The sequence below is a fragment of the Maricaulis sp. genome (assembly GCF_048270095.1).
Classification (GTDB): Bacteria; Pseudomonadota; Alphaproteobacteria; order Caulobacterales; family Maricaulaceae; genus Maricaulis.
This window is the reverse complement of sequence record NZ_JBLWTL010000001.1, coordinates 164,933-188,345: the sequence shown is the minus strand read 5'-3', so window position 1 is coordinate 188,345 and position 23,413 is coordinate 164,933. Positions and strand designations below refer to the sequence as shown.

General features: G+C 62.9%; 22 protein-coding genes. 13 read left to right on the top strand and 9 right to left on the bottom strand.

All coding sequences use genetic code 11. The features are described 5' to 3' along the window. Nucleotides 1-11: 11 nt before the first annotated feature. Nucleotides 12-1,538, top strand: coding sequence for an FMN-binding glutamate synthase family protein (locus ACN0YJ_RS00950; RefSeq protein WP_417495074.1), 1,527 nt, complete (start codon nucleotides 12-14; stop codon nucleotides 1,536-1,538). A gap of 69 nt (nucleotides 1,539-1,607) precedes the next feature. Here ACN0YJ_RS00950 and ACN0YJ_RS00945 read toward each other — a convergent pair whose 3' ends face one another. Continuing rightward, nucleotides 1,608-1,955 (bottom strand): YMGG-like glycine zipper-containing protein, encoded by a 348-nt coding sequence (locus ACN0YJ_RS00945; protein ID WP_417476575.1) that lies wholly within the window; start codon nucleotides 1,953-1,955, stop codon nucleotides 1,608-1,610. Nucleotides 1,956-2,117: 162 nt separating this feature from the next. Continuing rightward, complete coding sequence (locus tag ACN0YJ_RS00940; RefSeq protein WP_417495073.1) at nucleotides 2,118-2,756, bottom strand: alpha-ketoglutarate-dependent dioxygenase AlkB; 639 nt, start codon at nucleotides 2,754-2,756, stop codon at nucleotides 2,118-2,120. Nucleotides 2,757-3,123: 367 nt separating this feature from the next. On the opposite strand from ACN0YJ_RS00940, the gene dnaK reads away from it, so the two are divergent. From dnaK to ACN0YJ_RS00910, 6 genes are all read left to right on the top strand, one after another. Then, nucleotides 3,124-5,031: a molecular chaperone DnaK gene (gene dnaK / locus ACN0YJ_RS00935; RefSeq protein ID WP_417476573.1), complete on the top strand. Its 1,908-nt coding sequence runs from the start codon at nucleotides 3,124-3,126 to the stop codon at nucleotides 5,029-5,031. A gap of 65 nt (nucleotides 5,032-5,096) precedes the next feature. Then, nucleotides 5,097-5,960, top strand: a complete 864-nt coding sequence (locus tag ACN0YJ_RS00930) for an FkbM family methyltransferase (protein WP_417476572.1) — start codon at nucleotides 5,097-5,099, stop codon at nucleotides 5,958-5,960. Next, nucleotides 5,960-7,135 (top strand): molecular chaperone DnaJ, encoded by a 1,176-nt coding sequence (dnaJ, locus tag ACN0YJ_RS00925; protein WP_417495072.1) that lies wholly within the window; start codon nucleotides 5,960-5,962, stop codon nucleotides 7,133-7,135. The genes ACN0YJ_RS00930 and dnaJ overlap by 1 nt, the downstream gene beginning before the upstream one ends. Before the next feature lie 59 nt (nucleotides 7,136-7,194). Next, complete coding sequence (locus tag ACN0YJ_RS00920) at nucleotides 7,195-8,280, top strand: hypothetical protein (protein ID WP_417495071.1); 1,086 nt, start codon at nucleotides 7,195-7,197, stop codon at nucleotides 8,278-8,280. Next, entirely contained in the window at nucleotides 8,277-9,104 is an 828-nt protein-coding gene (gene dapB / locus ACN0YJ_RS00915; RefSeq protein WP_417476569.1) for a 4-hydroxy-tetrahydrodipicolinate reductase, read from the top strand. Before ACN0YJ_RS00920 ends, dapB begins: the two co-directional genes overlap by 4 nt. A 313-nt stretch (nucleotides 9,105-9,417) precedes the next feature. Then, on the top strand, nucleotides 9,418-10,092 hold the full coding sequence (locus ACN0YJ_RS00910) for a helix-turn-helix transcriptional regulator (protein ID WP_417476568.1): 675 nt from the start codon (nucleotides 9,418-9,420) through the stop codon (nucleotides 10,090-10,092). Between the two features lie 10 nt (nucleotides 10,093-10,102). Here the strand turns inward: ACN0YJ_RS00910 and ACN0YJ_RS00905 are convergent, their stop codons facing one another. The 5 genes from ACN0YJ_RS00905 to katG form a co-directional block, all read right to left on the bottom strand. After that, nucleotides 10,103-10,561 (bottom strand): VOC family protein, encoded by a 459-nt coding sequence (locus ACN0YJ_RS00905; protein ID WP_417481269.1) that lies wholly within the window; start codon nucleotides 10,559-10,561, stop codon nucleotides 10,103-10,105. Further along, nucleotides 10,562-11,143 (bottom strand): hypothetical protein, encoded by a 582-nt coding sequence (locus ACN0YJ_RS00900; RefSeq protein ID WP_417495070.1) that lies wholly within the window; start codon nucleotides 11,141-11,143, stop codon nucleotides 10,562-10,564. A 9-nt stretch (nucleotides 11,144-11,152) separates the two neighbouring features. After that, nucleotides 11,153-12,001: a methylated-DNA--[protein]-cysteine S-methyltransferase gene (locus ACN0YJ_RS00895; protein ID WP_417476565.1), complete on the bottom strand. Its 849-nt coding sequence runs from the start codon at nucleotides 11,999-12,001 to the stop codon at nucleotides 11,153-11,155. A 19-nt stretch (nucleotides 12,002-12,020) separates the two neighbouring features. Then, complete coding sequence (locus tag ACN0YJ_RS00890; protein ID WP_417495069.1) at nucleotides 12,021-12,569, bottom strand: DUF2244 domain-containing protein; 549 nt, start codon at nucleotides 12,567-12,569, stop codon at nucleotides 12,021-12,023. A 142-nt stretch (nucleotides 12,570-12,711) separates the two neighbouring features. Next, entirely contained in the window at nucleotides 12,712-14,892 is a 2,181-nt protein-coding gene (gene katG / locus ACN0YJ_RS00885; RefSeq protein WP_417495068.1) for a catalase/peroxidase HPI, read from the bottom strand. Between the two features lie 218 nt (nucleotides 14,893-15,110). Here katG and ACN0YJ_RS00880 point away from each other — a divergent pair, with 218 nt between their 5' ends. Together ACN0YJ_RS00880 and nth are read left to right on the top strand one after the other, a co-directional pair. Further along, the gene (locus ACN0YJ_RS00880) at nucleotides 15,111-15,728 is read left to right on the top strand and encodes a LysE family translocator (RefSeq protein ID WP_417495067.1); all 618 of its coding nucleotides are present in this window, start codon (nucleotides 15,111-15,113) and stop codon (nucleotides 15,726-15,728) included. Nucleotides 15,729-15,778: 50 nt separating this feature from the next. Beyond that, a complete protein-coding gene (gene nth, locus ACN0YJ_RS00875) occupies nucleotides 15,779-16,474 on the top strand; it encodes an endonuclease III (RefSeq protein WP_417476561.1) in 696 nt (231 codons plus the stop codon). Here nth and ACN0YJ_RS00870 read toward each other — a convergent pair. Both ACN0YJ_RS00870 and ACN0YJ_RS00865 read right to left on the bottom strand, forming a co-directional pair. After that, nucleotides 16,471-16,992, bottom strand: a complete 522-nt coding sequence (locus ACN0YJ_RS00870; RefSeq protein WP_417495066.1) for a DUF6438 domain-containing protein — start codon at nucleotides 16,990-16,992, stop codon at nucleotides 16,471-16,473. The genes nth and ACN0YJ_RS00870 overlap by 4 nt on opposite strands. Nucleotides 16,993-17,058: 66 nt before the next feature. Beyond that, nucleotides 17,059-17,940, bottom strand: a complete 882-nt coding sequence (locus tag ACN0YJ_RS00865; RefSeq protein ID WP_417495065.1) for an ATP-grasp domain-containing protein — start codon at nucleotides 17,938-17,940, stop codon at nucleotides 17,059-17,061. A 133-nt stretch (nucleotides 17,941-18,073) separates the two neighbouring features. Here ACN0YJ_RS00865 and ACN0YJ_RS00860 point away from each other — a divergent pair, with 133 nt between their 5' ends. The 4 genes from ACN0YJ_RS00860 (at nucleotide 18,074) to ACN0YJ_RS00845 (ending at nucleotide 23,350) form a co-directional block, all read left to right on the top strand. Further along, nucleotides 18,074-19,081, top strand: coding sequence for an adenosine kinase (locus tag ACN0YJ_RS00860; RefSeq protein WP_417495064.1), 1,008 nt, complete (start codon nucleotides 18,074-18,076; stop codon nucleotides 19,079-19,081). Nucleotides 19,082-19,249: 168 nt separating this feature from the next. Further along, nucleotides 19,250-21,343, top strand: a complete 2,094-nt coding sequence (locus tag ACN0YJ_RS00855) for a putative bifunctional diguanylate cyclase/phosphodiesterase (protein ID WP_417495063.1) — start codon at nucleotides 19,250-19,252, stop codon at nucleotides 21,341-21,343. Between the two features lie 87 nt (nucleotides 21,344-21,430). Next, nucleotides 21,431-21,994, top strand: coding sequence for an ATP-dependent protease subunit HslV (gene hslV / locus ACN0YJ_RS00850; protein WP_417495062.1), 564 nt, complete (start codon nucleotides 21,431-21,433; stop codon nucleotides 21,992-21,994). Nucleotides 21,995-22,726: 732 nt separating this feature from the next. After that, complete coding sequence (locus ACN0YJ_RS00845) at nucleotides 22,727-23,350, top strand: hypothetical protein (protein WP_417495061.1); 624 nt, start codon at nucleotides 22,727-22,729, stop codon at nucleotides 23,348-23,350. Nucleotides 23,351-23,413 lie beyond the last annotated feature (63 nt).

Genomic DNA, 23,413 nt, shown 5'->3' with positions numbered 1-23,413 from the left:
GAGAATGCGGCATGATGGGGCTTCCGGGCTGGGCAGTGCAGGCGATGTCGGTCCTGACCCAGGCTTTCATCCTCGCACTGGGCGTGCTGGCGCTGATCGCGCTGGTCTTGTTCATCATCGACCGCACCCAGACCAGCGATGCCATCCGCCGCAATTACCCTGTGGTCGGGCGTTTCCGCAGTCTGTTCACAACCCTCGGCGAGTTCTTTCGCCAGTATTTCTTTGCCATGGATCGCGAGGAATTGCCCTTCAACCGCGCCGAGCGCGAATGGGTCTATCGTTCAGCCCGCGGCGAAGGCGGCACGGTGCCCTTCGGCTCGACCAAACCGCTGACCCCGGTGGGAACAGCGATCTTTGCCAACAGCGCTTTTCCCCCGCTCGATGACCATGCCGCCGATACCCAGGCGCTGCGGATCGGGCCAACCGCGCGCCAGCCCTATGACGCGCCCTCCTTCTTCAATATTTCCGGCATGAGCTATGGCGCCCTGTCCAAGCCGGCGGTGCGCGCCCTGTCACGCGGTGCGGGCAAGGCCGGGATCTGGATGAATACCGGCGAGGGCGGCCTGACCGAAATGCATCTGGATGGCGGCTGCGACATCGTTTTCCAGATCGGCACCGCCAAATACGGTGTGCGTGACGCGCTTGGCAATTTGTCCGAGGAGAAGCTGCGCGAGATCGCTGCCATACCGCAAGTGAAGATGTTCGAGCTCAAGCTCAGCCAGGGCGCCAAGCCGGGCAAGGGCGGGATTTTGCCGGCGGAGAAAGTGACGGCCGAGATCGCGGCGATCCGCGGTATACCCGCTGGCCAGGCCTCGATTTCCCCCAATCGCCATCCCGAAGTCGCCAATACCGAAGACCTGCTCGACCTGGTCGCCCATCTGCGTGAGGTCACCGGCAAGCCGGTCGGATTCAAGGCCTGTATCGGCGCCTATGGCTGGCTTGAGGAATTATGCCTGGAGATCAGGAAACGCGGCTTCGACACTGCGCCGGATTTCTTCACCATCGATAGCGGCGATGGCGGCACGGGCGCGGCACCCATGGCCTTGATGGACAATGTCGGCCTGCCGATCCGCGAGAGCCTTCCGATTGCTGTCACGATCCTGGAGCGGCACGGGCTGCGCGGCCGGATGCGCATTATCGCCTCGGGCAAGCTTCTCACCCCGGGCTCCGTCGCCTGGGCGCTCGCCTCGGGTGCGGACTTCATCCAGTGCGGCCGCGGCTTCATGTTCTCGCTTGGCTGTATCCAGGCGATGAAATGCCACATGAATACCTGCCCGACCGGCGTCACCACCCATAATCCGCGCCTGCAGCGTGGTCTCGTGGTGACGGAGAAATTCGAGAAGGTTGCCCATTATGCCAATACCGTGCGTGAGCATGTCGAGATGATCGCCCATTCCTGCGGCGTCGCCGAGCCACGCCTGTTGCGGCGCAAGCATGTCAGGCTGGTGCAGGCCAATGGCCGCTCGATCCCGATGACCGCGATCGATTACATGCCGCCGGACGAGTCCGGGCCGGCTGAGCTGCCGGCACAGGACTGATTTCGGGCAAGAAAAAGCCCGCCCCACCGATGATCGGTGAGGCGGGCCCTTTATGTCATGCGTTCGCGTCTAGCAGCCGCGCAACTGGCCATTGCGCCAGTAGGAGCAGCCATCCCGGTCGTCGAGATAATACTGGCCGCCGGTGCGCTGGTCGGTATAGAGGCGCGACTGGTGGCGGTTATTCTGGTCCCACGCACAGGTGCCTTCGCTGCGGCAACCGGCATAGGCACCGCCTGCAGCGCCGATCGCGCCGCCAATGATGGCACCGGTACGGGCATCGCCCGAACCGGTATTATTGCCGATGATGGCGCCAGCTGCAGCACCCATCGCCCCGCCGGAGATGGCACCCTGAGTGGTCGCGCCACAGGCCGTCAGGGCCAGCGCGGTCAGGGAAATCGTGACAATCTTGGTCAACATGATGTCGCCTTTCTGTTGAGACAAATCCGAACCGGACCTGCCATGGTGAATTACCCGCATCATTCTCAAGGCCGGATGCTGACGGCAAGCGCCAGCCGATATCACGCCCTTGTCGAAATCATGGCAATAACGCCCATGGCCGGTATTTTGTTCCGGTCGGGCTCAAAATAAATTCACCCGCCGCAGCGTCAGATTGATGCGTCCACCACCGGCAAAGTGCTCGGGCGGCAGCAGCGTCGATGTGCCGGGGTAGATACGATCGACGCCGTGATAGCAGCGCCGGGCCGCGCCGCCGAGCACCACTACGTCACCCGAGGACACCACAATCGAGCCGGTCTTGCCGCCACGTTGCGGGCCGCCGATACGAAACCGCGCCTTGTCCCCCAGCGAAACCGAGAGCACGGCGGCATCGGTGGCCGCCTCATCCCAGTCGATATGCATGCCCATGCGGCTGTCCGGCGCATACCAGTTCACCAGACAGGCCTCGGGAGGCGCAGGATAGTCCGCGAAATCCGACCAGAGCTGGAGCAATGCTGGCGGGATGTCCGGCCAGGCCTGGCCGTTTTGCGGGTGGCAGGGCTCATAGCGATAACCCTTCGCCTTGTCGGTGACCCAGCCGAGTGGACCAAAATTCGTCATCATCACCGAGAGCGGCTGGCCGGTGCGCGGCATGGCCGGGCGCCAGAAAGGCGCGGTGCGCGTTGCCGCCACAACCGCCTCCATCAATGCCGTCTGGGCCGTGCGGTCGTAATGGCCGGGCAGATAGCGAAAGCCGTCGGGGAGGGTGAAGGATGTAGTCATGGAGGCGAAACTGCCGCAGACCGGGCCGCGCCGCCACCCGGAAAGCGCACGCCGGATCCGCCCCGCGAATTCCTTCAAGCGGGCAAGGCGTTCTCACCGGCCGTGCCAGGCCCCCGGCCGGGTCGGCATGAATCTGCGAATGCCTGCACTGATCCTGCACGCGCACTTGCGCTTGGCGTGATCGCTCCCTAAATCGCCTACCAAGAGCGGGGGTATTCCCGCTGAACACGAACCACGTCCGGTGGCGGCTCCGCCGGACACTCAACGACGATCCCGAAGGGGGCAGTCAACCCGGGTAATGGACGCTTGGTCTCAAGGTCCCTGTCCGCGTGGCGGTCCCGCTGTGAGAAAAACGGAGAATATATCTATGAGCAAGGTCATCGGCATCGACCTCGGAACCACCAATTCCTGCGTATCCGTCATGGATGGCGGCACGGCAAAGGTGATTGAAAACTCCGAAGGCGCCCGCACCACCCCGTCTGTTGTCGCGTTCACCGCTGACGGCGAACGCCTGATTGGCCAGCCGGCCCGCCGCCAGGCTGTCACCAACCCCGACTTTACCTTCTTTGCCATCAAGCGCCTGATCGGCCGCACGATGGACGACCCGACGGTCAAGAAGGACATCGATATGGTGCCCTACAAGATCGTCCCGTCCGACAATAACGCCGCCTGGGTCCAGGGCCGCGACAAGAAGTATTCGCCGTCGGAAGTCTCGGCCTTCATCCTGCAAAAGATGAAAGAGACCGCCGAAGCCCATCTCGGTGAGAAGGTCGACCAGGCCGTCATCACCGTGCCGGCCTATTTCGACGATGCCCAGCGCCAGGCCACCAAGGATGCCGGCAAGATTGCCGGGCTTGAAGTCCTGCGCATCATCAATGAGCCGACCGCAGCGGCGCTCGCCTACGGCCTCGACAAGAATGAAGGCAAGACGATTGCCGTGTTCGACCTCGGCGGCGGCACGTTTGACGTTTCCGTGCTGGAAATCGGCGATGGCGTGTTTGAAGTGAAAGCCACCAACGGGGACACATTCCTCGGCGGTGAAGACTTCGACATGCGTATCGTGGGCTATCTCGCCGACGAGTTCAAAAAAGAACACGCGATCGATTTGCGCAAGGACAAGCTGGCCCTGCAGCGCCTGAAGGAAGAAGCTGAAAAGGCGAAGAAAGAACTTTCTTCGGCCACCAGCTATGAAGTGAACCTGCCCTTCATCACCGCTGACGCCTCCGGTCCGAAACACCTCAATATCAAACTCTCCCGCGCCAAGCTGGAAGCCCTGGTTGAAGACCTCGTCAAGCGCACGCTCGAGCCCTGCAAGAAGGCGCTCAAGGATGCCGGCCTGTCCCCGGCCGACATTGATGATGTCGTCCTGGTCGGCGGCATGACGCGCATGCCGAAAGTCCAGGAAGTCGTGAAAGGCTTCTTCGGCAAGGACCCGCACAAGGGTGTGAACCCGGACGAAGTTGTCGCCATGGGCGCCGCCATCCAGGCCGGCGTGTTGCAAGGCGATGTGAAGGACGTGCTGCTGCTCGACGTCACCCCGCTCTCGCTGGGCATCGAAACGCTGGGCGGTGTCTTCACCCGACTGATCGAGCGTAATACGACGATCCCGACCAAGAAGAGCCAAGTCTTCTCGACCGCCGATGACAATCAGACCGCGGTGACCATCCGCGTCTCGCAGGGCGAGCGTGAAATGGCTGCCGACAACAAGCTGCTGGGTCAGTTCGACCTGGTCGGCCTGCCACCGGCACCGCGCGGCCTGCCGCAGATCGAGGTCACGTTCGACATCGACGCCAACGGCATCGTCAATGTCTCGGCCAAGGACAAGGCAACCGGCAAGGAGCAGCAGATCCGCATCCAGGCCTCCGGTGGTCTCTCCGACGCCGATATCGACCAGATGGTCAAGGACGCCGAGGCGAATGCCGAAAGCGACAAGGCCGCCCGTGCGCTGGTCGAAGCCAAGAACGGCGCCGAAGCCATGGTGCACCAGACCGAGAAACAGCTCGAGGAGTTCGGCGACAAGGTCCCGACCGCCGACAAGGAAGCCATTGAGGCCGCCCTTGCAGAGCTGAAGGACGTCAAGGACGGCGAAGACCTCGAAGCCATCCAGCAAAAGACCCAGGCCCTCGTCCAGGCTTCGATGAAGCTGGGTGAGGCCATCTATGCCGCCCAGCAGAGCGAGGGCGGCACTGAAGGCGAAACCGAAGAGGCAGCCGATGACGATGTCGTCGACGCTGAATTCTCAGAGGTTGACGACGACGCCAAGAAAGACGCCTAAGAAACGGTATCCGGGCCGGCACCGCGTCAGCGGTGCCGGCCCGCACCGGACTTGAGAGCGTAATCATGTCGAACCCCGATCCGATGACCGCGCCTTTTGGCGCCTTTGCCCTGTCTTCCCGCGAGGAGTGGCTGCGCCGGCTGGCGATGTCGCTCCCGACAGACGGGCTGCGCCGCGGCGCCGAATCCGCCATCCGCCGCGTGCTGATGTCAGGCGGTCGCGACATCGCCGATGTCGAGGTCTTTCCGGGCCAGTTCGCCCGCCTGCACATGCGCGATAATCGCTGTGAGAAACGGGTCTTCGTCGGTTCCCGAACCTGGGACAATGCTGAACGCGCCGCCATTCGCGAGCGCATCGCCGCCAAACCGGCGGGAAAAGATTTTGTCTTCGTCGATGCCGGAGCCAATGCCGGCTTCTACACGCTGTCGGCGGTGGCCGACGGCCAGGCTCTCGGGCGAAGCGTCAAGGCGGTCGCGATCGAACCGGACGTCGAAAACCGGCGCCGGCTGGAATTCAATCTCGCGGCCTCGAATGCGGCCAATGTTACCGTTCTGCCCTATGCGCTCGGTGCCGAAGAAGGCGAAGCCGTGCTGGTCCAGTCCGACCATAATCGCGGCGAAGTCCATATCGAGGCCGGCGGCGAAGGCAGCAGCATCCGTCTGCGCCCGCTGCGCGCCGCCTTGCATGAAGCCGGTGTCGACCATGTCGACATCATGAAAATGGACATTGAAGGCTTTGAGGAAATTGTCCTCGAAGCCTTTTTCGGGGACGCGCCCCGAACCATATGGCCCCGCATGATCCTGCTCGAGACCCGCCATGTGGCCGGCCTCACAGCGGGGGCGGCCGGCCTGTGCCTGCGAAATGGATATGAATTGGCCTTGCAGATGCGTCAGAACGCGGTGCTGGTGCTGAAACCGGGTGAAATTTAATGAGCAAGCGTGACTTCTACGAAATCCTTGGCGTCGCCAAGACGGCTGATGAAAAAACCCTGAAACTGGCTTACCGGAAGCTGGCGATGGAGTTTCACCCGGATCGCAATCCGGGCGATGACGCAGCCGAGGCCAAGTTCAAGGAAGTCGGCGAGGCGTATGCCATTCTGTCCGATGGTGACAAGCGTGCCGCCTATGATCGCATGGGCCACGCCGCCTTCGATCAGGGCGGTGGCGGCGGCTATGGCGGCCAGGGCCCGTTTGGCGCCGGCGGTGCTGCGGAATTTGCCGATATCTTCGAACAAGTGTTCGGCGATGCCTTCGGGCGTGGTGGTGGCCGCCGTGGCGGCAGCCATACCGGCCCGGCGCGCGGCAATGATCTGCGCTTCGACATGGAAGTCAGCCTTGAAGACGCCTTCACTGGCAAGGAAACCACCATCACCGTTCCGACCGCAATGAATTGCGAGCGCTGTGATGGTCATGGCAATGAACCAGGCACTGATCTGGAATCATGCCCGACCTGCCATGGCGCCGGTCGCATCCGCCGCTCCCAGGGCCTGTTCACCATGGAACAGACCTGCCCGCAGTGTGGTGGCCGCGGCCAATATGTCAAAACCCCCTGCCAGGACTGTGACGGCGTCGGCCGCGTGCGCAAGAACCGCACCCTGACCGTCAATATCCCCGCTGGCGTCGAGGACGGCACCCGTATCCGCCTCGCCGGTGAAGGCGAGGCCGGAGCGCGCGGTGGCCCGCGCGGCGACCTCTATCTCTTCCTCTCCGCCAAGCCGCACGAATTGTTCGAGCGCGACGGACCCAATCTCTATTGCCGCACCCCGGCCTCCATGGTCTCCGCTGCCCTGGGCGCCACCATTGAAGTGCCGACCATTGATGGCGGCAAGGCCGAACTGAAAATCCCGGCCGGCGCCCAGACCGGGCGGCGCATGCGCCTGCGCGGCAAGGGCATGCCCCGCCTGCGTGGCGGACCGCGCGGCGATATGGTGATCGAGCTCTTTGTCGAGACCCCGCGCAATCTGTGCGAACGCCAGAAGGAGCTGCTGAAGGAATTCTGCTCGCTCTCCGGCGAGGGCTGCAACCCCGACAGCGATGGCTTCTTCACCAAGGTCAAGCAGTTCTGGAGCGACGTCACCACGGATGACGGACGGCCGAACGCCTGACCAGGGCCCGCTCAAAGGGCAGGTGACACGCGCGCCCGGTGCAGCCTAATGTGGCGGGCATGACCGACAGCGATGCCACACCCGAGCAGGTCCTGGACCTCGAGCGCTTCACCCCCGCCGAGACCGCGCTCTATCGCTGGTCGCCCTTGGGTTTCTGGGGCACCACACTGACGGTTTTCGCAGTCAGCTTTGGCTCCTTCGCGTTGATCGCCGAGATTACCGGCCGGCCGCATCTGGGCTATGTGAATGCTGCCGGGGCCTGGCAGTTGAATACAGTCAGCTGGATCGGTTTCGTTCTGTCCATGATCCTGACAACCGGGGTCGCGCTGACCCAGATCGGACGCCGCCGTTGGGAAACGGAACGGGCCAGCCTGCTCGCCGCCATGGACCCACAGGGCCGCGCCGCCGCGAATGCCCTGTGCGAAGGCGTCCCGGCCTCCTGGCGCCGCTCTTACTGGGCATTGACCATTTTCGGTTTTATCGGTGGGCTGATCTTCAACATCATCATGACCGATGCCGAAGCCGTCACGCCGCTCGAATACGTCCAGTCAATCGGGCTGTGGTTCCTCGTCTTTTCGCCCTGGCTCTATGCTGTCGGCCTGCGGGCCGGACTGAGCCTGGCCCGCGAAGGCCGGGAAATGCGAAAACTGATCGACCGCCATGCGGTGATCGATCTCTATCATCTCGAAAATCTGGATATTTTCGGCCGTATCGGGCTGGCCGCAGCGGGTTCATGGCTGGTGATGGCCGGCGTGCTCCTGCTCTTCATCGCAGATCCCCGGCAGGCCTGGATCGCTGTGCCGGCGATCGCCCTGGCAGCGCTGGGCGGGGTGGTGGCGCTGACCAATGCGGTTCGTCCGATCCAGCGCAAGGTACAGGCGGCCAAAGCCACCGAACTGGTCGAAGTGCACCGGCACATGGCACAGGCGCGCGAGCGGGCCTTTGCCGGCGATGATGCGGCGGCCTCGGCACTGGCTGGTCTGACCGATTACGAAGTCTGGGTCGAGCGCCGCCCGGAATGGCCGATCTCGACCTCGGTCACGCTGCGTTTCAGCCTCTATATCCTGATCCCCATCCTGCCGATTCTAGGCTCTTATCTGTTTGAAAAGTTTGCTGATCGCATTCTTTCCGGAGGCGTGTTTTGAAATCAGTCACCAAAGTCACCGTGCTGGGCCCGACGGGCCGCCTGGGGCGCGCCATCTGCGCCGCCGTTCTCGATGCTCCGGATATGGAACTGGTGGGCGCCATCGTTCGCAGCCAGTCGGCCTATCTTGACGAGGATGTCGGCGAAATGCTGGATCGCGATACAGCCGGTTGCCGCACCACAGTCCCCTTCGAGGACGCGCTTGAACTGAGCGATATCGTCATTGATGCGAGCCTGCCCGCCATGACCGTCTCAGTGGCCGAGCGCATGGCTGTCCAGGAACGAAAGTGTGGCCTGGTGACCGGGGTGACAGGCTTCACGACCGAACAATCCGAACGCCTGGCCACCGCCGCCCAGCGCGTCCCTTTGCTGGCCGCCGGCAATTTCTCCCTGGGCATCGCGGTCATCGAGGCCCTGGTCGAGCAGGCGGCCATCCTGCCGGCCAAGGACTGGGATATCGAGATCTCGGAAACCCATCACCGGCTCAAGGCCGATGCGCCCTCGGGTACTGCGCTTTTGCTCGGGCATGCGGCCGCGCGCGGCCGCGGTATCCATCATGAGGCAATGGCCGTCTGGGCCCGCGAAGGCGTGACCGGGCCACGCCGGCCCGGCACGATCGGCTATGCCGTCTCGCGCGGCGGCGGCATTATTGGCGAGCATGAAGTGCGCCTGCTGTCCGACATGGAGGACATTTCCATCAGCCACCGCACGCATGACCGGCGCGTCTTCGCCCGCGGCGCAATCACAGCCGCACGCTGGATGTGTGACGCTGGTACGGGCCGCGAACCCGGCCTGTATTCGATGCAGGATGTCGTTAAGGCTTAGGCAAGCTGTTTCACGTGGGACAGGGCGGGTCAGCTCAGGAATGCCCGAAATGACGCCCGGGCGCGAATTTCACGCGTCATTTCGGAGCCTTGAGCTTAATGTCGGGAGATGTCATGAGCGCGGCCTGTCTCGCGCCGCGCCACTGGCCGCCAATCCTGCACCGGTCGATAGCGGCGTGACCTGCCTTTTGTCAGCCTGACGTCACCAGACAGGTCAAACGCGCAAGCGCGTCCATCCCGGCAATTCTACGCTTGATCAGCCCGTCGAACCCTGACACCTTGCCACTCTGCCCGTTGGCGTCAGGAGATTGTCAGTGCGTCGCGCCGAAAGATTGATCCGCATTATCCAGGCCCTGCGTCAGGCCGCGCCGGGTGCTGTTACGGCCCAGGAAATGGGGGGCAAGTTTGATGTCTCCGAGCGCACCATTTATCGCGACATTGCGCATCTGATCGGTTCCGGTGCGCCGATCGATGGCGAAGCCGGTGTCGGCTATGTGTTGCGGCCGGGCTTCGACCTGCCGCCGATCACCTTCAGCTATGAACAGCTCGACGCCCTCGCCCTGGGCGCCCGCTTTGTGCGCGCCACCGGCGATCGCGATCTCGCTTCGGCAGCCGATGAAGCCCTGTCGAAGATCGAGCACGCCCTGCCCGACACCCATCGCGAACGTCTGAAGTCGGCGCCGCTCTTTGCAGCCTTCCTCGACGACACGGTGCGTCCGGAAGCGTTCGGGCCGGTGCGCAATGCGATCACAAACCGGCGCAAATTGCGGGTCCGCTATAATTCGCTCAATGATGAAGCGACAACGCGCATCATTCGCCCGCTCGCACTGACCTGTTTCGGCCGCATCTGGCTACTGACGGCCTGGTGCGAGTTGCGCAATGATTTTCGCCACTTCCGCACTGACAGAATCGAACGCGTGACCGTCCTCGCCGAAAGCTTCGAAGACGAAATCGGCAAACGTTTCGAGGATATGCAGCGGGCCGGCTGAGCCGCGCTCCCTACCAGCTCCCGGTATTTTCCATCGAGGCCCAGGGCTCTTGCGGTGGCAGGCTTTCGCCCTTTTGCAGCAATTCAACCGAGATCAGATCCGGTGAGCGGACAAAGGCCATATGGCCGTCGCGCGGCGGGCGGCAGATGAGATAGCCCATCGCATCGAGATGGGCGCAGGTGGCGTAGATGTCGGCGACACGATAGGCGAGATGGCCAAAATTGCGGCCACCCTCATAGGTTTCCGGATCCCAGTTATGGGTCAGCTCAACGCAGGGCAGCCCGGTCGGGATTGGCCCGCCTGTATAGCCGGCGCGGGCAATGTCTTCGGGCGTCGCCAGGAAGATCAGGGTGAAACGGCCGGGCTCGCTGTCGAAGCGGCTGATTTCCTTCAGGCCAAGCCCGTCACAATAAAAACGCAGGCTGGCATCAACGTCGGAAACGCGGACCATGGTGTGCAGGAATTCCATTTATTCGAGCTCCGCTTCTGGCTTGGCTTCGGGTTTCGGATCAGGCGTCGGATTGGGCCGCGCCTTGACGGCCCATTTCGGACGACCGCGCCTGATCACGACATCATCGAGCGGTTCGCCGCGGGCGCGCGCCAGGGCTGGCTGGAAGGCTTCCGGCGAACGGGCGTGATGGATGCGCGCGACAATGGCAGCACACAGCGCCCACAGGCCGCAAAACCCGAAGAACATGTAGAACATCCACGGGTAATAGCCGACATCATACCAGGGGCCGCCATCCAGCATTGAGGTAAAGACCGGCCAGAAGGCGACCAGGGCAATTGCCGCCAGCGGCGTGGCCAGGGTCGCGCTCAGCAGGGCGATCGGCATATAGAGTGCCCAGCGCGGCTCATGCGCTCCGACATAGAGCTTCACGAAGACCGCCTCCTCGACACCGGCAATCGTGCCGGGCTTGGTGAGAACACGCTCGGCATATTCAGCGCGGGCATCAGCGGTCAGATTGATCCGCGCCGACAGCCATCGCGACAGCAAGGCGGCGGAGACGGTGAATATCACCAGCGCAACGATAAACAGGGTCAGGTCCATGACCCTCTTTTACCCCCTCGCTGCCTCATAGGCGAGCATGGCGCGCTTGCGGTCTACACCCCAGTGGTAGCCGGTCAGAAGACCATTGCTGGCGAGCACGCGGTGGCAGGGGATCAGCCAGGAGACCGGATTGGCCCCGACGGCAGCGCCGACAGCGCGCGAGGCCTTGGCCGATCCGACCGCATCAGCGATGGATTTATAGGTCGTCGTCGCGCCAGCCGGAATCGAGAGCAGGGCGCGCCAGACCTGGCGCTGCCAGGGCGTGCCGTAAAGCGCCAGCGGGATCGGCTCGCCGGGCGTGGACGCAAATACACGCTCGGCCCATTGCCGCGCGACATCATCATCGCGGCGATAATTCGCGGCGGGATAGCGCGCCTGCAGGTCGGCGAAACCGCCTTCCGGATCCGGATCGGCAAAGGCCAGCGCCGACAAGCCGCGCGGCGCAATCAGAAACACCGCTTCGCCAAACGGTGTCGGTGCGGCACCCCAGACAAAGTCCAGCCCGGCCCCGCGGCGGCGCGCCTCACCTGGCGTCACTGCTTCATGGGCGATGAAAAGATCATGTAGCCGTCCGGGCCCTGACAGGCCGGCCTCGAAGCTCGCATCAAGCACGCAGGCGCCCTCATCAAGCGCGGCGCGGGCAGCGCCGTGCGCCAGGGCACCCACAAATTTCTTCGGACTGACCCCGACCCAACGCGTGAAAACCCGCTGGAAATGGTGCGGCGAAAGGCCGGCAGCGCGGGCCGCGGCATCCAGATCGGGATGGTCCTGCCAATGATCGCCGAGAAAGGCGAGGGCGGCCGAGACGCGATCAAAATCGCGGGCAGCAGCGTCGAGGGTGTAGATTTCAGCGGTCATGGGGCGGAGTTTAGGCCGGTTACGCCAGCTCGCCACCCGGTTCTTGCGGCTCGAACCGGCGCGCGACATCAATCGCCGCCCCCAGCGCGGCGGCAAACTCATCGCGCTCCTTCGGGCTGAGGAATGTGCCCAGCACCAGCCAGCGGCCGTGCGAACCAATGGCGACCTGGGCGTCATGCTTGCCGGCATTGCTATGACGCAGCATCGACCAGCCGGTCGGCAGGCGGTAGCGGCGGACATGGCCGGTCGGGTGCTGGCGCGTCACCTCGATATCGCGCGCATCAACGCGGACATATTCGCGCATCCGGCCATCGCGATAGGACACCCGGAAAGCGAGCCAGACCAGCAGGACATCGAGCCCGAAAAACGGCATGACCGGCCAGGCCCCCATCGAGACAAAGAGAATGCCGGAGAAGAACGAGACCGCCGCCAGTGTCAGCATCAACACGGTGAAGGCCGGGTTGGGCAGGGAACGATTGGGCGCGAGCTCGGCATCCATGGTGAAGGGGCCGGTAGCCGCTTCATGGCCATCGCTGGAGGCGGGCCAGGTTTCGACAAGACTTGTCATGACACCATTCAAGCCCGGCCTGGCCCGGCGCGACAGGTGGCGTTTCATCGCAGGCCAAGCCGGGGCGGCCCGCCAAAAAGAAAAGAGCGGACCGTCTGGCCCGCTCTTCTCCTGCATCATAGATTGATTGAGGCCAGATGGATCAGGCCCGATCGAAGCGATCCAGATTCATCACCTTGTCCCAAACCTTGACGAAATCACGCACGAAGGAGGCATTCGAGTCCGAAGACGCGTAAACCTCGGCCAGGGCGCGCAATTGCGAATTGGAACCGAAGACGAGATCGACGCGTGTCCCGGTCCATTTGACCTGGCCGGTCTTGCGGTCACGCCCTTCGAATAGCACATCGGATCCGGCGACCGGCTCCCATGTCGTGCCCATATCGAGCAGGTTGACGAAGAAGTCATTGCTGAGCGTACCGGGCCGGTCTGTGAAGACGCCATGCTTGGTGCCGCCAAAATTACCGCCGAGCACACGCATGCCGCCCAGCAGAACCGTCATTTCCGGTGCTGTCAGGGTGAGCAATTGGGCCTTGTCGACCAGCAATTCCTCGGCTGGCCGGTCGGCCGTCTTGCCCGGATAATTCCGGAAACCGTCCGATCTGGGCTCCAGCGGTTCAAAGGAGTCGATATCGGTCTGCGCCTGTGACGCATCCGTGCGGCCCGGCGTGAAGGGCATGGTGACATCATGCCCGGCCTTTTTGGCCGCCGCTTCAACCGCTGCACACCCGCCGAGCACGATCAGATCGGCCATGGAGATTTTCGTCTCGCCGAAGGCTTTGCGGATCTCCTCCAGCTTTGCGAGCACCTGTGAGAGCTCGGCCGGCTGGTTGACCGCCCAATCCTTCTGCGGCGCGAGCCGGATGCGGGCACCATTGGCGCCGCCGCGCATGTCCGAACCGCGGAAAGTCGACGCCGACGCCCAGGCGGTCTGGACCAGCTGGGCCGTGGTGAGACCGGAGGCGAGGATCTTCGCCTTCAGTGCGGCGACATCCTTGTCGCCGATCGGCTTTTGATCGGCGTCGGGGACAGGATCCTGCCAGATCAGCTCCTCGGACGGGACTTCCGGCCCGAGATAGCGCGAGACCGGACCCATATCGCGATGGGTCAGCTTGAACCAGGCGCGGGCAAAGGCGTCAGCGAAGGCCTGCGGGTTTTGCTGATAGCGGCGCGCAATTGGCTCATAGATCGGGTCAAAGCGAAGCGAGAGATCGGCCGTGGTCATCATTGGCCGATGCTTCTTCGACGGATCGAAAGCGTCGACGACCATATCGGCCTCTTCGCAATCCTTGGGATGCCATTGATGGGCGCCGGCCGGGCTCTTCGACAGCTCCCACTCATATTTGAACAGCACGTTGAGATAGCCCATATCCCACTTCGTCGGATTGGCTTTCCAGGCGCCTTCAATACCGCTGCCGATCGCATCGGCACCCTTGCCGCTGCCAAAACTGCTCTTCCAGCCCAACCCCTGCTGCTCGATCGAGGCCGCCTCGGGTTCAGCGCCGACCAGGCCGGCATCGCCGGCACCATGGCATTTGCCGAAAGTATGGCCGCCGGCGACCAGCGCCACGGTCTCTTCATCATCCATCGCCATGCGGGCAAAGGTGTCGCGCACATCACCGCCGGATGCGACCGGGTCGGGATTGCCGTTCGGGCCCTCCGGATTGACGTAGATCAGGCCCATCTGCACGGCCGCGAGCGGGTTTTCCAGATCGCGGTCGCCGCTATAGCGCTCATCGCCAAGCCAGGTGCTCTCGGGCCCCCAATAAATGTCCTGCTCCGGCTCCCAGATATCACTGCGGCCACCGGCGAAGCCGAAGGTCGGGCAGCCCATTGATTCCAGGGCGCAATTACCGGCCAACACCATCAGGTCCGCCCAGGAAATCTTCTTGCCGTATTTCTGCTTGATCGGCCAGAGCAGGCGGCGCGCCTTGTCGAGATTGACATTGTCGGGCCAGCTATTGAGCGGTGCAAAGCGTTGCGAGCCGGAACCGGCGCCGCCGCGGCCATCGCTGATGCGATAGGTGCCGGCACTATGCCAGGCCATGCGGATGAAGAAGGGACCGTAATGGCCGTAATCAGCCGGCCACCAGTCCTGGCTATCCGTCATCAGGGCGTAGAGATCCTGCTTGACCGCCTTGAGATCGAGGCTCTTGAACGCCTCGGCATAATCGAAATCGGGGTCGAGCGGGTTGGCAAGGCTGGAATTCTGGCGGAGGATTTGCAGGTTCAGCTGCTCGGGCCACCAATCTCCATTATTGGCCGTACCGGCCGCTGTGTGTCGCTGGGATGCGCCCATTACCGGGCATTTGCTCTCGCCGTCCATATTGATCTCCGATCAGGGTCCAGATTGAATTGAGGGGGTCCTACGCTCTGACGCTATGATTGGATGATGCAGCGCCTTTAGCCATAACTCCAATCGATTTCATGCTCACAGGGTATAGAAAAACTCTTGATCTGAGACGATTTGGGCGAACCGGACCTCGGCAGGCCAGGCCTGCAAGAACAGGTGACGCCGCGCATCCATTTGCCTAGTCAGACGACATGATCGAAATCACCGCCCTTCTCGCCTTCGCCTTCACCGTGCTGGTGATCGAGCTGACGCCCGGCCCGAATATGGCCTGGCTGGCCGTGCTCAGCGTCAGTGAAGGCCGCCGGGCGGGCCTGGCGGCGGTGGCGGGCATTGCGCTCGGCCTGACCGTGATCGCGGCAGCGGCGGCGCTGGGGCTCGGCGCGGTGATTGAGCGCTATGACTGGCTGTATCAGGGCCTGCGCTGGGCGGGCGTGGGTTTTCTGCTCTATCTCGGCCTGGAAGGCTGGCGCAAGGCCAATACCCGCCAGGAGGCCCCGGACCATCAGAGCAAGATGCGCTATTTCGCCCGCGGCTTCCTGATCAATGCGCTCAACCCCAAGGCCGCGCTTTTCTATGTCGCCGTCTTCCCGCAATTTATCGATCCGGCCAAACCGGTCGCGATCCAGGCGGCCCTGCTGGCGGTGATTTCCGTCGCAATCGCCACGGCCATCCATATCGCGATTGTACTGCTGGCCGGCAGTGCCCGCCATTTCCTCAACGACCCCGCCCGTCACCGCGTCTTTCAGCGCGCCTTGTCGCTGCTGCTGGTCGGCGTCGCGATCTGGCTGCTGGCTGCGACAGCGCGCTAGCGCAAGAAACGGCATGACGCTGACCTCCGGCCTGCGCTAGACAGGGCACCATGAGCAAGACGCCAACCAGAAAACCCGCCAAACGCGCCCCGCGTGGTCTGACCCGTGAGCAGGCGCTCGATATCTTCGCCCGCCTGGCCCAGGACCGTCCCGACCCGAAGACCGAGCTGGACTATGTGAACCCCTTCACTCTGCTCGTCGCCGTCGCGCTCTCGGCGCAGGCGACCGATGTCGGGGTCAACAAGGCGACGAAGCGCCTGTTCGAGGAGGCCGATACGCCGGAGAAAATGCTGGCTCTGGGCGAGGACCATGTCCGCGACCGCATCAAGACGATCGGCCTGTTCCGCAACAAGGCGAAGAACGCGATCCTGATGTCGCAACAGCTGGTCGACCGCCATGGCGGCCAGGTGCCGCATGACCGCGCCGCGCTGGAAGCGCTGGCCGGGGTCGGGCGCAAGACCGCCAATGTCGTGCTCAATGAGGCCTTCGGCGAGGAGACCATTGCCGTCGACACCCATATCTTCCGCGTCGGCAATCGCACCGGACTGGCGCCGGGCAAGAATCCTGACGAGGTCGAGGCGCGGCTCATGAAGATCGTGCCGCCCGCCTATATGAAGGGCGCGCATCACTGGCTGATCCTGCACGGGCGCTATGTCTGCAAGGCGAGAAAGCCGGAATGCTGGCGTTGCCCGATCGCCGACCTCTGCCGCTTCAAGGACAAGACGCCGGCGCCGAAGGGAGCCTAGCGTTTCGGCACGATCAAGGTCTCGTACTGATACGCCACCCGCACCTGATCGCGGATCTGCGATAGCGCCTCCCGATACGGCGAGTCCGCACAACCCGGATACCAGACAATATCCTGCCGGGCGGCCGGGCCTGTCAGCCCCAGCCGGAAATCGGGCAGATCCGACATCATGGTGCGGCCACAGGCGGCTGGATTATTCATCGTGATATCGGCGGGCAGGGCGGCGGCACCGTGTGCCTGCAGGATCGCGGCAAGGCGCTGAAAACTGCCGGCCTCCAGGCGACCACTGGTCTGGCCGTCATGGCGGGTGAAACGCTCGCCATTCAGCGTATAGCGATCATCAGGCGTGACGGTGATGGTGTAGATCGGGCAGAAGCCGTAACATGCGCCCTCGACAATCTCGATCTCGGTCCAGGCCGGCCCCGTTGACCCCGGGCCGGTCGGGCCGGGGCCAGATTGCGTCGTGGCGCAGGCCGACAGGGCAAGCGCTGTCAAAGCCAGAAGAAGAACACGCATCATCAACCCCGTTGCAGAACCAGACGCCATGCAATCGCGTTGTGACGGCCAGATTATGGCGGGTCGGGTCTAAATCAGCGCCTTCAGCGCCCGCGCGAAGGCGGCACCCATCTGCGGCCCCTGTTCGGGATAGAGATAGGGTTCGATCAATTCCAGCTCGATCAGGGCCAGCTGGCCATCGAGGCCGCGCAGCATGTCGACGCGGGCATAGAGGAGATCGCCGTCGACACAATCGATCACGGCTTGCGCCAGCGCCCGCTCTTCATCGGTCGGGATATGGATCTCTTCACGCCCGCCATATTCCGACTGCACCCGGTAATCGCCCTTGGCTGGCACCTTGCGGGCGCAATGGGAAAACTCGCGACCGAAGAAAAGAAAGGCGTATTCGCCCTCTTCCGACACGGCTGGCAGAAAAGGCTGGATCATGCATTCGGCGATTGGCAGCTTTTCCGCCTCTGGCAGGGTTTCACCACGCCGGATTCGGGCCTGGCGCCAGGCGCCGGCGCCGACCACCGGCTTGACGATGATGTCGTCGCTCCCCAGCGCGTCAAATGCACCCTCAATGGTCGCCGCGTCAGCACGATCGGCCCAGAGCGTCGGGATCATCGGCGCGCCGCGCGCCGCCAGGTCCTTGAGATAGGTCTTGCGCTGGTTCCAGCGAAAGATTTCGATCGGATTCAGCAGGCGAGTCTTGCCAGCCATGCTTTCCAGCGCAGCCGCGAAGGCTTCGGGTTTCTGCATATAGTCCCAGCAGGTACCGATCACCGCGCCATCATATTGCGAAGCGTCAAGATCCGGATCATCCCAGATACGCGTGACCAGCTCGATACCGGCTTCACGGCAGGCTGGTGCCAGGGCGGAGATCTCGAGATCATATTCCCAATAATCCTTGCGGGCTTCGGGATTGTCCTTGAGCATGCAGGCGGCGGAGAGAAAAGCGACATGTTTCATGGGGCGCTCGTAATCGGGAATGGCAATGCCCGCAAGTCTTGCTGTATGGCGCGGTCGGGGTTAACCCAGATTGAGCCCGCGAGGCAGCCCGCCAGCCCAGCCGGGCTTAACCTTAATGATCGAGAGACCCGCCATGACCGCGACCCGCTTTGACGTTCTTGCCGTTGGAAATGCCATTGTCGACGTGTTGTCGCCGGCCACCGACGCCTTCCTCGCCGCCGAGGGTATTGCCCGCGACGCGATGACGCTGATCGATGAAGAGCGCGCCCGCACCCTGTATGAGCGGATGCAGCCGGGCAAGGAGGCCTCGGGTGGGTCAGCCGCCAACACAGTGGCCGGCATCGCCTCGCTCGGTGGACGCGCCGCCTATATCGGCAAGGTCGCCGATGACCAGCTGGGCGAGATTTTCAGTCATGACATCCGCGCCATCGGCGTTGATTTCGCCTCCACCCCGCTGAAGGGCGGTCCGGCGACCGCGCGCTGCCTGATCAATGTCACGCCCGACGCCGGCCGGTCCATGTCGACCTTCCTGGGCGCTGCAGCCCTGGTGACCGAAGAGGATGTCGAAGCTGGTGCCGACGCACTGCGCGCGTCGAGCATCGTCTATCTGGAAGGCTATCTGTTTGATCGCGAGGAGGCCAAGCGCGCCTATGTCCGCGCCGCCGAACTGGCCGCAGCCGCCGGCCGCAAGACCGCGCTGACCCTGTCGGACACATTCTGCGTCGCACGCCACCGCGCCGCCTTCCGCCATCTCGTCGCCAATCACATCGATATTCTGCTCGCCAACGAGGCCGAAATCACCGCGCTCTACGAAACCGATGATTTTGACGCCGCGATCGAGATGTGCCGCCGCGACGTCGCGATCGCCGCCGTGACGCGAAGCGACAAGGGTGCCGTCTTGTTGCGTGACGGGGAAACAATCACCATCGAGGCCGAGCCTGTGGCCGAACTGATTGACACGACAGGCGCGGGCGACCTGTTTGCCGCCGGCTTCCTGCTTGGCCTCGCCCAGGACAGAAATCTGGCGGAATCCGGCCGGATGGGGGCTATTTGCGCCGCAGAAATCATTTCTCACTTCGGTGCGCGCCCTGAATGCAGTCTTAAAACACTCGCCGAAGAGGCCGGAATCCCTTTTGAGTAAGGCTTGGCCGTAAATTCGATTCAATTCTTAATGAAAATTGTCCGGCATTTTAACCACAATTCAAGTGGTTGCCCCCATTCTGCTCCCTGAGAACTGGCGGACTTCGTGTCATGCCAGAGGTTTTGATGGTGTAGGCGCGATCTGAAAAGGTCGCGATCAGGGGCAGACATGGCACCCATCCGCAAGGCGATATCGCGTGTAATGCGATCACTGGTGATGAAGTTCACGCTTCTCACCGGCATGCTGATTTTTGCGACCACATTGATGCTGATGACGCTGGAGAATATCGCGGCCCAGCGCGAAACCCGCAATCTGCTGGCCGAAAGCTCGATCGCAAGATTGCAAGCGACCACCGACCGGATGGCCGTCGCATTCGCCGGCAATGATGTCGATTTTATTCAGGGCTACCTCACCGAAATGCTGGCCGGGCTCAACCTGTCCGCAGTCTATGCGATCAATAATCGTCGTGAAGTTCTGGGCAGCGCCTTTGCTGAAGGTCTGGAGCCGGAACGCCTGGTTCAGTCCGACCTGGCCGTCATGGCGCTGGGCGCCGGCGATCGCCGGGCAGCCCTCGGTTCCACGACGCTGGAAGTCGCCGTTCCGATCTATACGTCTTCACGCCGCCTGGTCGGGGTTGTATTTGCCAGTCAGGAGCTGACGGAACTGGTGCGCTCGCGCAATGCTGCCATCCAGCGCCAGACATTGATCGCCCTGTTCGCGTTGGGGATTTTCCTGCCGCTGGCCGCCCTGATCGTGGGACGGGCGCTGAAACCGGTTCAGACCCTGACCGATGCTGCGCGGCTGGCCTCGTCAAAAACCCTCGACATGCGCATTGATGTTCGCTCCGGTGATGAGCTGGAAGTGCTCGCGAATGCCTTCAACCGCATGTTTGCGCGCCTCGACGGAAATCTGAAACGTATCCACCGCCTGGCCTATGTCGACCTGGTCACCGAATTGCCCAATCGCGAACGCTTCCGCAAGGAGACCGAACGGGTCTCTCGCAAGGCGCTCGAAGAAGGCAAGACCGGCGCCGTCCTCTTCCTCGATCTCGACCGTTTCAAGCGCGTCAATGACAGCCTGGGCATAGGCGAAGGCGACCGCATGCTCGAAATGGTCGCGCGGCGCCTGTCGGAAGTGACCCGTGGGTGCGATCTCGCAGCCGGCCGCAATGGCGAACCGAGCCTGGTGGCGCGCCTGGGCGGTGATGAATTCACCGTGCTCCTGCCCGAGATTGACGAACCGGCCGACGCAGCCCGGATTGCCAATAAACTGGTCGATGCCATCCGCCTGCCGTTTGAAATCTCCGGTCACCAGGTCTTCCTGGGTGTGTCGATCGGGATTGCCGTCTTCCCGCAGGACGGGGCCGATCCGGAATCCCTGATCCGCCATGCCGACCTGGCCATGGCACATGCCAAGCGCGATGGCGGTTCCTCGGCCCGCTTCTTCGAATCGGCCATGAACCAGTCCGCCTTCGAGCGCCTGGTGCTGGAAAACGAGCTGCGCGACGCTGTCCTCAAGGACCAGCTGGTGGTCTTCTACCAGCCCAAGATCGACATGAAGACCGGCGCTGTCGCCGGGGCCGAGGCCCTGGTGCGCTGGCAACACCCGACCGCCGGCCTGTTATCGCCGGGCGCCTTCATCGAGGCGGCCGAGGAATGCGGCCTGATCGGCGAGATTGGCGACTGGGTCTTGCGCGCTGCCTGTATCGAAGCCGCCCGCTGGCGCACACTGGGTATCGAGATCCCGGTGGCCGTCAATGTCTCGGCGATGCAATTCGAGCGTGAAGGCTTCTCGGAATCCGTGCTGCACGCGCTGGAACTGGCCGACCTGCCGCCACACCTGCTCGAGCTGGAACTGACCGAGTCGATCGCGATGGAAAATCCCGAGCGCGCCATCGTTCAGGTTCAGCCCCTGCGGGATCGCGGCGTCAATTTCGCCATTGATGATTTCGGCACCGGCCATTCTTCGCTCTCCTATCTGACGCGGATGCCGTTTGACGTCTTCAAGATCGACCAGAGCTTTGTCCGCGACATGACCACAGATCCGCACGCCCGCGTCGTGGTCGAGACCATCCTGGCCATGGCCAAGGCGTTGAAGCTGCAAACCGTCGCTGAAGGTATCGAGACCCGGGAACAGTTCGAAATGCTGCGCGCAGAGGGCGCGACCCTGGCCCAGGGCTATCTGTTTGCCCGCCCGATGCCGGCCCATGATTTCGTCGAATATACAGAAGGTGGTTCGGCCAGACGCGCGGTTTCCGAATAAGCCGGGCTGAGACGGCCAATGGTCTGAGGGCTTGATCGCGGCGGCGGCTGCGGCCACATCTGTCTCTGCAGTTTGACGGAGACGCCGATGTCCAGACCTTCATCCACTGACGCCACGCAATGGCGCGGCACCACCATTCTCGCCGTGCGCAAGGGCAAAACCGTCGTCATCGCCGGTGACGGCCAGGTCTCCTTCGGCCCGACCGTGATGAAGGGCAATGCCAAGAAGGTCCGCCGTCTCGCCGACGGCAAGGTCGTCGCCGGTTTTGCCGGCTCGACCGCCGACGCCTTCGCCCTGTTCGAACGCCTCGAAGCCAAGCTCGAGCAATATCCTTCACAATTGGCGCGCGCGTGCGTCGAACTGGCCAAGGACTGGCGCACCGACCGCTACTTGCGCAAGCTCGACGCCATGCTGATCGTCGCCGACACCAGCGCCACCTTCGTGCTGACCGGTGCCGGCGATGTACTCGAACCGGAACATGGCGTCGTCGCCGTCGGTTCCGGCGGCAATTATGCCAGCTCGGCCGCCCGCGCCCTGCTCGACTATGAAGCCGACCCGGAAATCATCGTCCGCAAGGCCATGGCCATCGCCGCCGAGGTCTGCATCTACACCAATGAGAATTTGACGATCGAGACGCTGACGGCGGGGTAGCGGGGGGGCGCCTCACCCAAAACCCGTGCCGAGATCCCGCCACCCGCAGCCGCTGGCTGCGGCCCCTTCGACCTGCCGCTACGCGTCAGCCCACTTCCCCGTCAAGCGGGGAAGAAAGCCAGGCGCCACGCCTTTCCTCCCTGGCGAAGCCGGGGAGGTGACGTCCTTCGCCCTGGCGAAGGATGTCGGAGGGGCGGCGAGCAAAGCGAGCCGGGTGGCGGGCGCAGAACTGCAGCGACCAACCCATTCCCCAAGCAGCTCAATTCCCCCGGACCTGTTCCGGGGGAAGGAGTGTGGGAAGAGATGCGGTCAGGTGGTTTGAAGCGCTGCCCAACCAGACACCACGCCCCCAAACCGTCATCCTGACGAAGGTCAGGACCCAGTTTCAAACTCAACCCAACGAGAATAGCGCGAACTCCCGAAGCGAAAGAGCCCTGTGAACTGGGCCCTGACCTTCGTCAGGGTGACGGAATATTAGGCGGTGGTGAGGAAACGGCGAACGGGAACGCGTGACCGCTCAATTCAATGGTGTTTTTCCGGCAACTTCCCGTTAGAGTGACGCCTCTGAAGATTGAGGTGGCTGCAATGGGAATGGATTGGGGGAAGTTCTATACTGGTTGGCGGCCCAACGACGCCCGGGCTCTAGAGCCCCAGCCCGCAGTGCTCCCCGAAGAAGATGCCCAAGAAACACAACCTTTCGCGAGAGAGATCGCGTTCGAGGGGCAGTCCTTCATGATCGAATACATTGATACAAAGAACAGGGAATCGCGCCGCCCGATTTCCGTCCTCTCGGTAAAGTACAACGATCATGGCGACCCGTCCCTCTGGGCCATTTGCCACCATCGCAATGCGCCGCGCTCTTTCCGGATTGACCGTATCCAGTGCTGCATCGATTACGATGGAGAAGTTCACGAACCGGCACCTTTTTTGCTCGAAACACTGGACTTAGACATCAGCGTGAAAGCGCCTGTGGCCGATGTCGATTCTGCCAGATTGCGAGCGGCCCGTGACAGAGCCAGGCCCCATGCGATCCTTCTAGCCGGCCTGTCGCGGTGCGACGGTTACATGCATCCGGACGAATTGGGGGTGATTTGCCGACATTGCGGACAGCTAAGCGACAGACTCTCGCTAGAGGAATGCGACCGCTTAGGGCGCACCTACCGGCGCTTGAAACCGACGCTCAGCCAAATGGATGAGGCGCTAGATAGCCTTCGGTCAGGGCCAGTGGATACCTTGGAAAAGTTTCTGATTGCGGCTCATGAACTAATTCGCGCGGACGGTAAGCTGACACCTGAAGAAGCTGAGCTTTACGAACAGTTTCACTATGAGTTGACGGGCGTTCACTGGCTCTCATGAGCCCGAATAAACTGCGCTCTATGCGCACCTAGCTGAGAGTTCTTCTCTCAGCTAGGTGTTCGG

Excerpts from the sequence above, each read along its gene's own strand:
- ACN0YJ_RS00950 (WP_417495074.1), top strand. The coding sequence starts at position 12 with ATGATGGGGCTTCCGGGCTGGGCAGTGCAGGCGATGTCGGTCCTGACC.
- ACN0YJ_RS00945 (WP_417476575.1), bottom strand. The coding sequence starts at position 1,955 with ATGTTGACCAAGATTGTCACGATTTCCCTGACCGCGCTGGCCCTGACG.
- ACN0YJ_RS00940 (WP_417495073.1), bottom strand. The coding sequence starts at position 2,756 with ATGACTACATCCTTCACCCTCCCCGACGGCTTTCGCTATCTGCCCGGC.
- dnaK (WP_417476573.1), top strand. The coding sequence starts at position 3,124 with ATGAGCAAGGTCATCGGCATCGACCTCGGAACCACCAATTCCTGCGTA.
- ACN0YJ_RS00930 (WP_417476572.1), top strand. The coding sequence starts at position 5,097 with ATGTCGAACCCCGATCCGATGACCGCGCCTTTTGGCGCCTTTGCCCTG.
- dnaJ (WP_417495072.1), top strand. The coding sequence starts at position 5,960 with ATGAGCAAGCGTGACTTCTACGAAATCCTTGGCGTCGCCAAGACGGCT.
- ACN0YJ_RS00920 (WP_417495071.1), top strand. The coding sequence starts at position 7,195 with ATGACCGACAGCGATGCCACACCCGAGCAGGTCCTGGACCTCGAGCGC.
- ACN0YJ_RS00905 (WP_417481269.1), bottom strand. The coding sequence starts at position 10,561 with ATGGAATTCCTGCACACCATGGTCCGCGTTTCCGACGTTGATGCCAGC.
- ACN0YJ_RS00900 (WP_417495070.1), bottom strand. The coding sequence starts at position 11,143 with ATGGACCTGACCCTGTTTATCGTTGCGCTGGTGATATTCACCGTCTCC.
- ACN0YJ_RS00895 (WP_417476565.1), bottom strand. The coding sequence starts at position 12,001 with ATGACCGCTGAAATCTACACCCTCGACGCTGCTGCCCGCGATTTTGAT.
- ACN0YJ_RS00890 (WP_417495069.1), bottom strand. The coding sequence starts at position 12,569 with ATGACAAGTCTTGTCGAAACCTGGCCCGCCTCCAGCGATGGCCATGAA.
- katG (WP_417495068.1), bottom strand. The coding sequence starts at position 14,892 with ATGGACGGCGAGAGCAAATGCCCGGTAATGGGCGCATCCCAGCGACAC.
- ACN0YJ_RS00880 (WP_417495067.1), top strand. The coding sequence starts at position 15,111 with ATGATCGAAATCACCGCCCTTCTCGCCTTCGCCTTCACCGTGCTGGTG.
- nth (WP_417476561.1), top strand. The coding sequence starts at position 15,779 with ATGAGCAAGACGCCAACCAGAAAACCCGCCAAACGCGCCCCGCGTGGT.
- ACN0YJ_RS00870 (WP_417495066.1), bottom strand. The coding sequence starts at position 16,992 with ATGATGCGTGTTCTTCTTCTGGCTTTGACAGCGCTTGCCCTGTCGGCC.
- ACN0YJ_RS00865 (WP_417495065.1), bottom strand. The coding sequence starts at position 17,940 with ATGAAACATGTCGCTTTTCTCTCCGCCGCCTGCATGCTCAAGGACAAT.
- ACN0YJ_RS00860 (WP_417495064.1), top strand. The coding sequence starts at position 18,074 with ATGACCGCGACCCGCTTTGACGTTCTTGCCGTTGGAAATGCCATTGTC.
- ACN0YJ_RS00855 (WP_417495063.1), top strand. The coding sequence starts at position 19,250 with ATGGCACCCATCCGCAAGGCGATATCGCGTGTAATGCGATCACTGGTG.
- hslV (WP_417495062.1), top strand. The coding sequence starts at position 21,431 with ATGTCCAGACCTTCATCCACTGACGCCACGCAATGGCGCGGCACCACC.
- ACN0YJ_RS00845 (WP_417495061.1), top strand. The coding sequence starts at position 22,727 with ATGATCGAATACATTGATACAAAGAACAGGGAATCGCGCCGCCCGATT.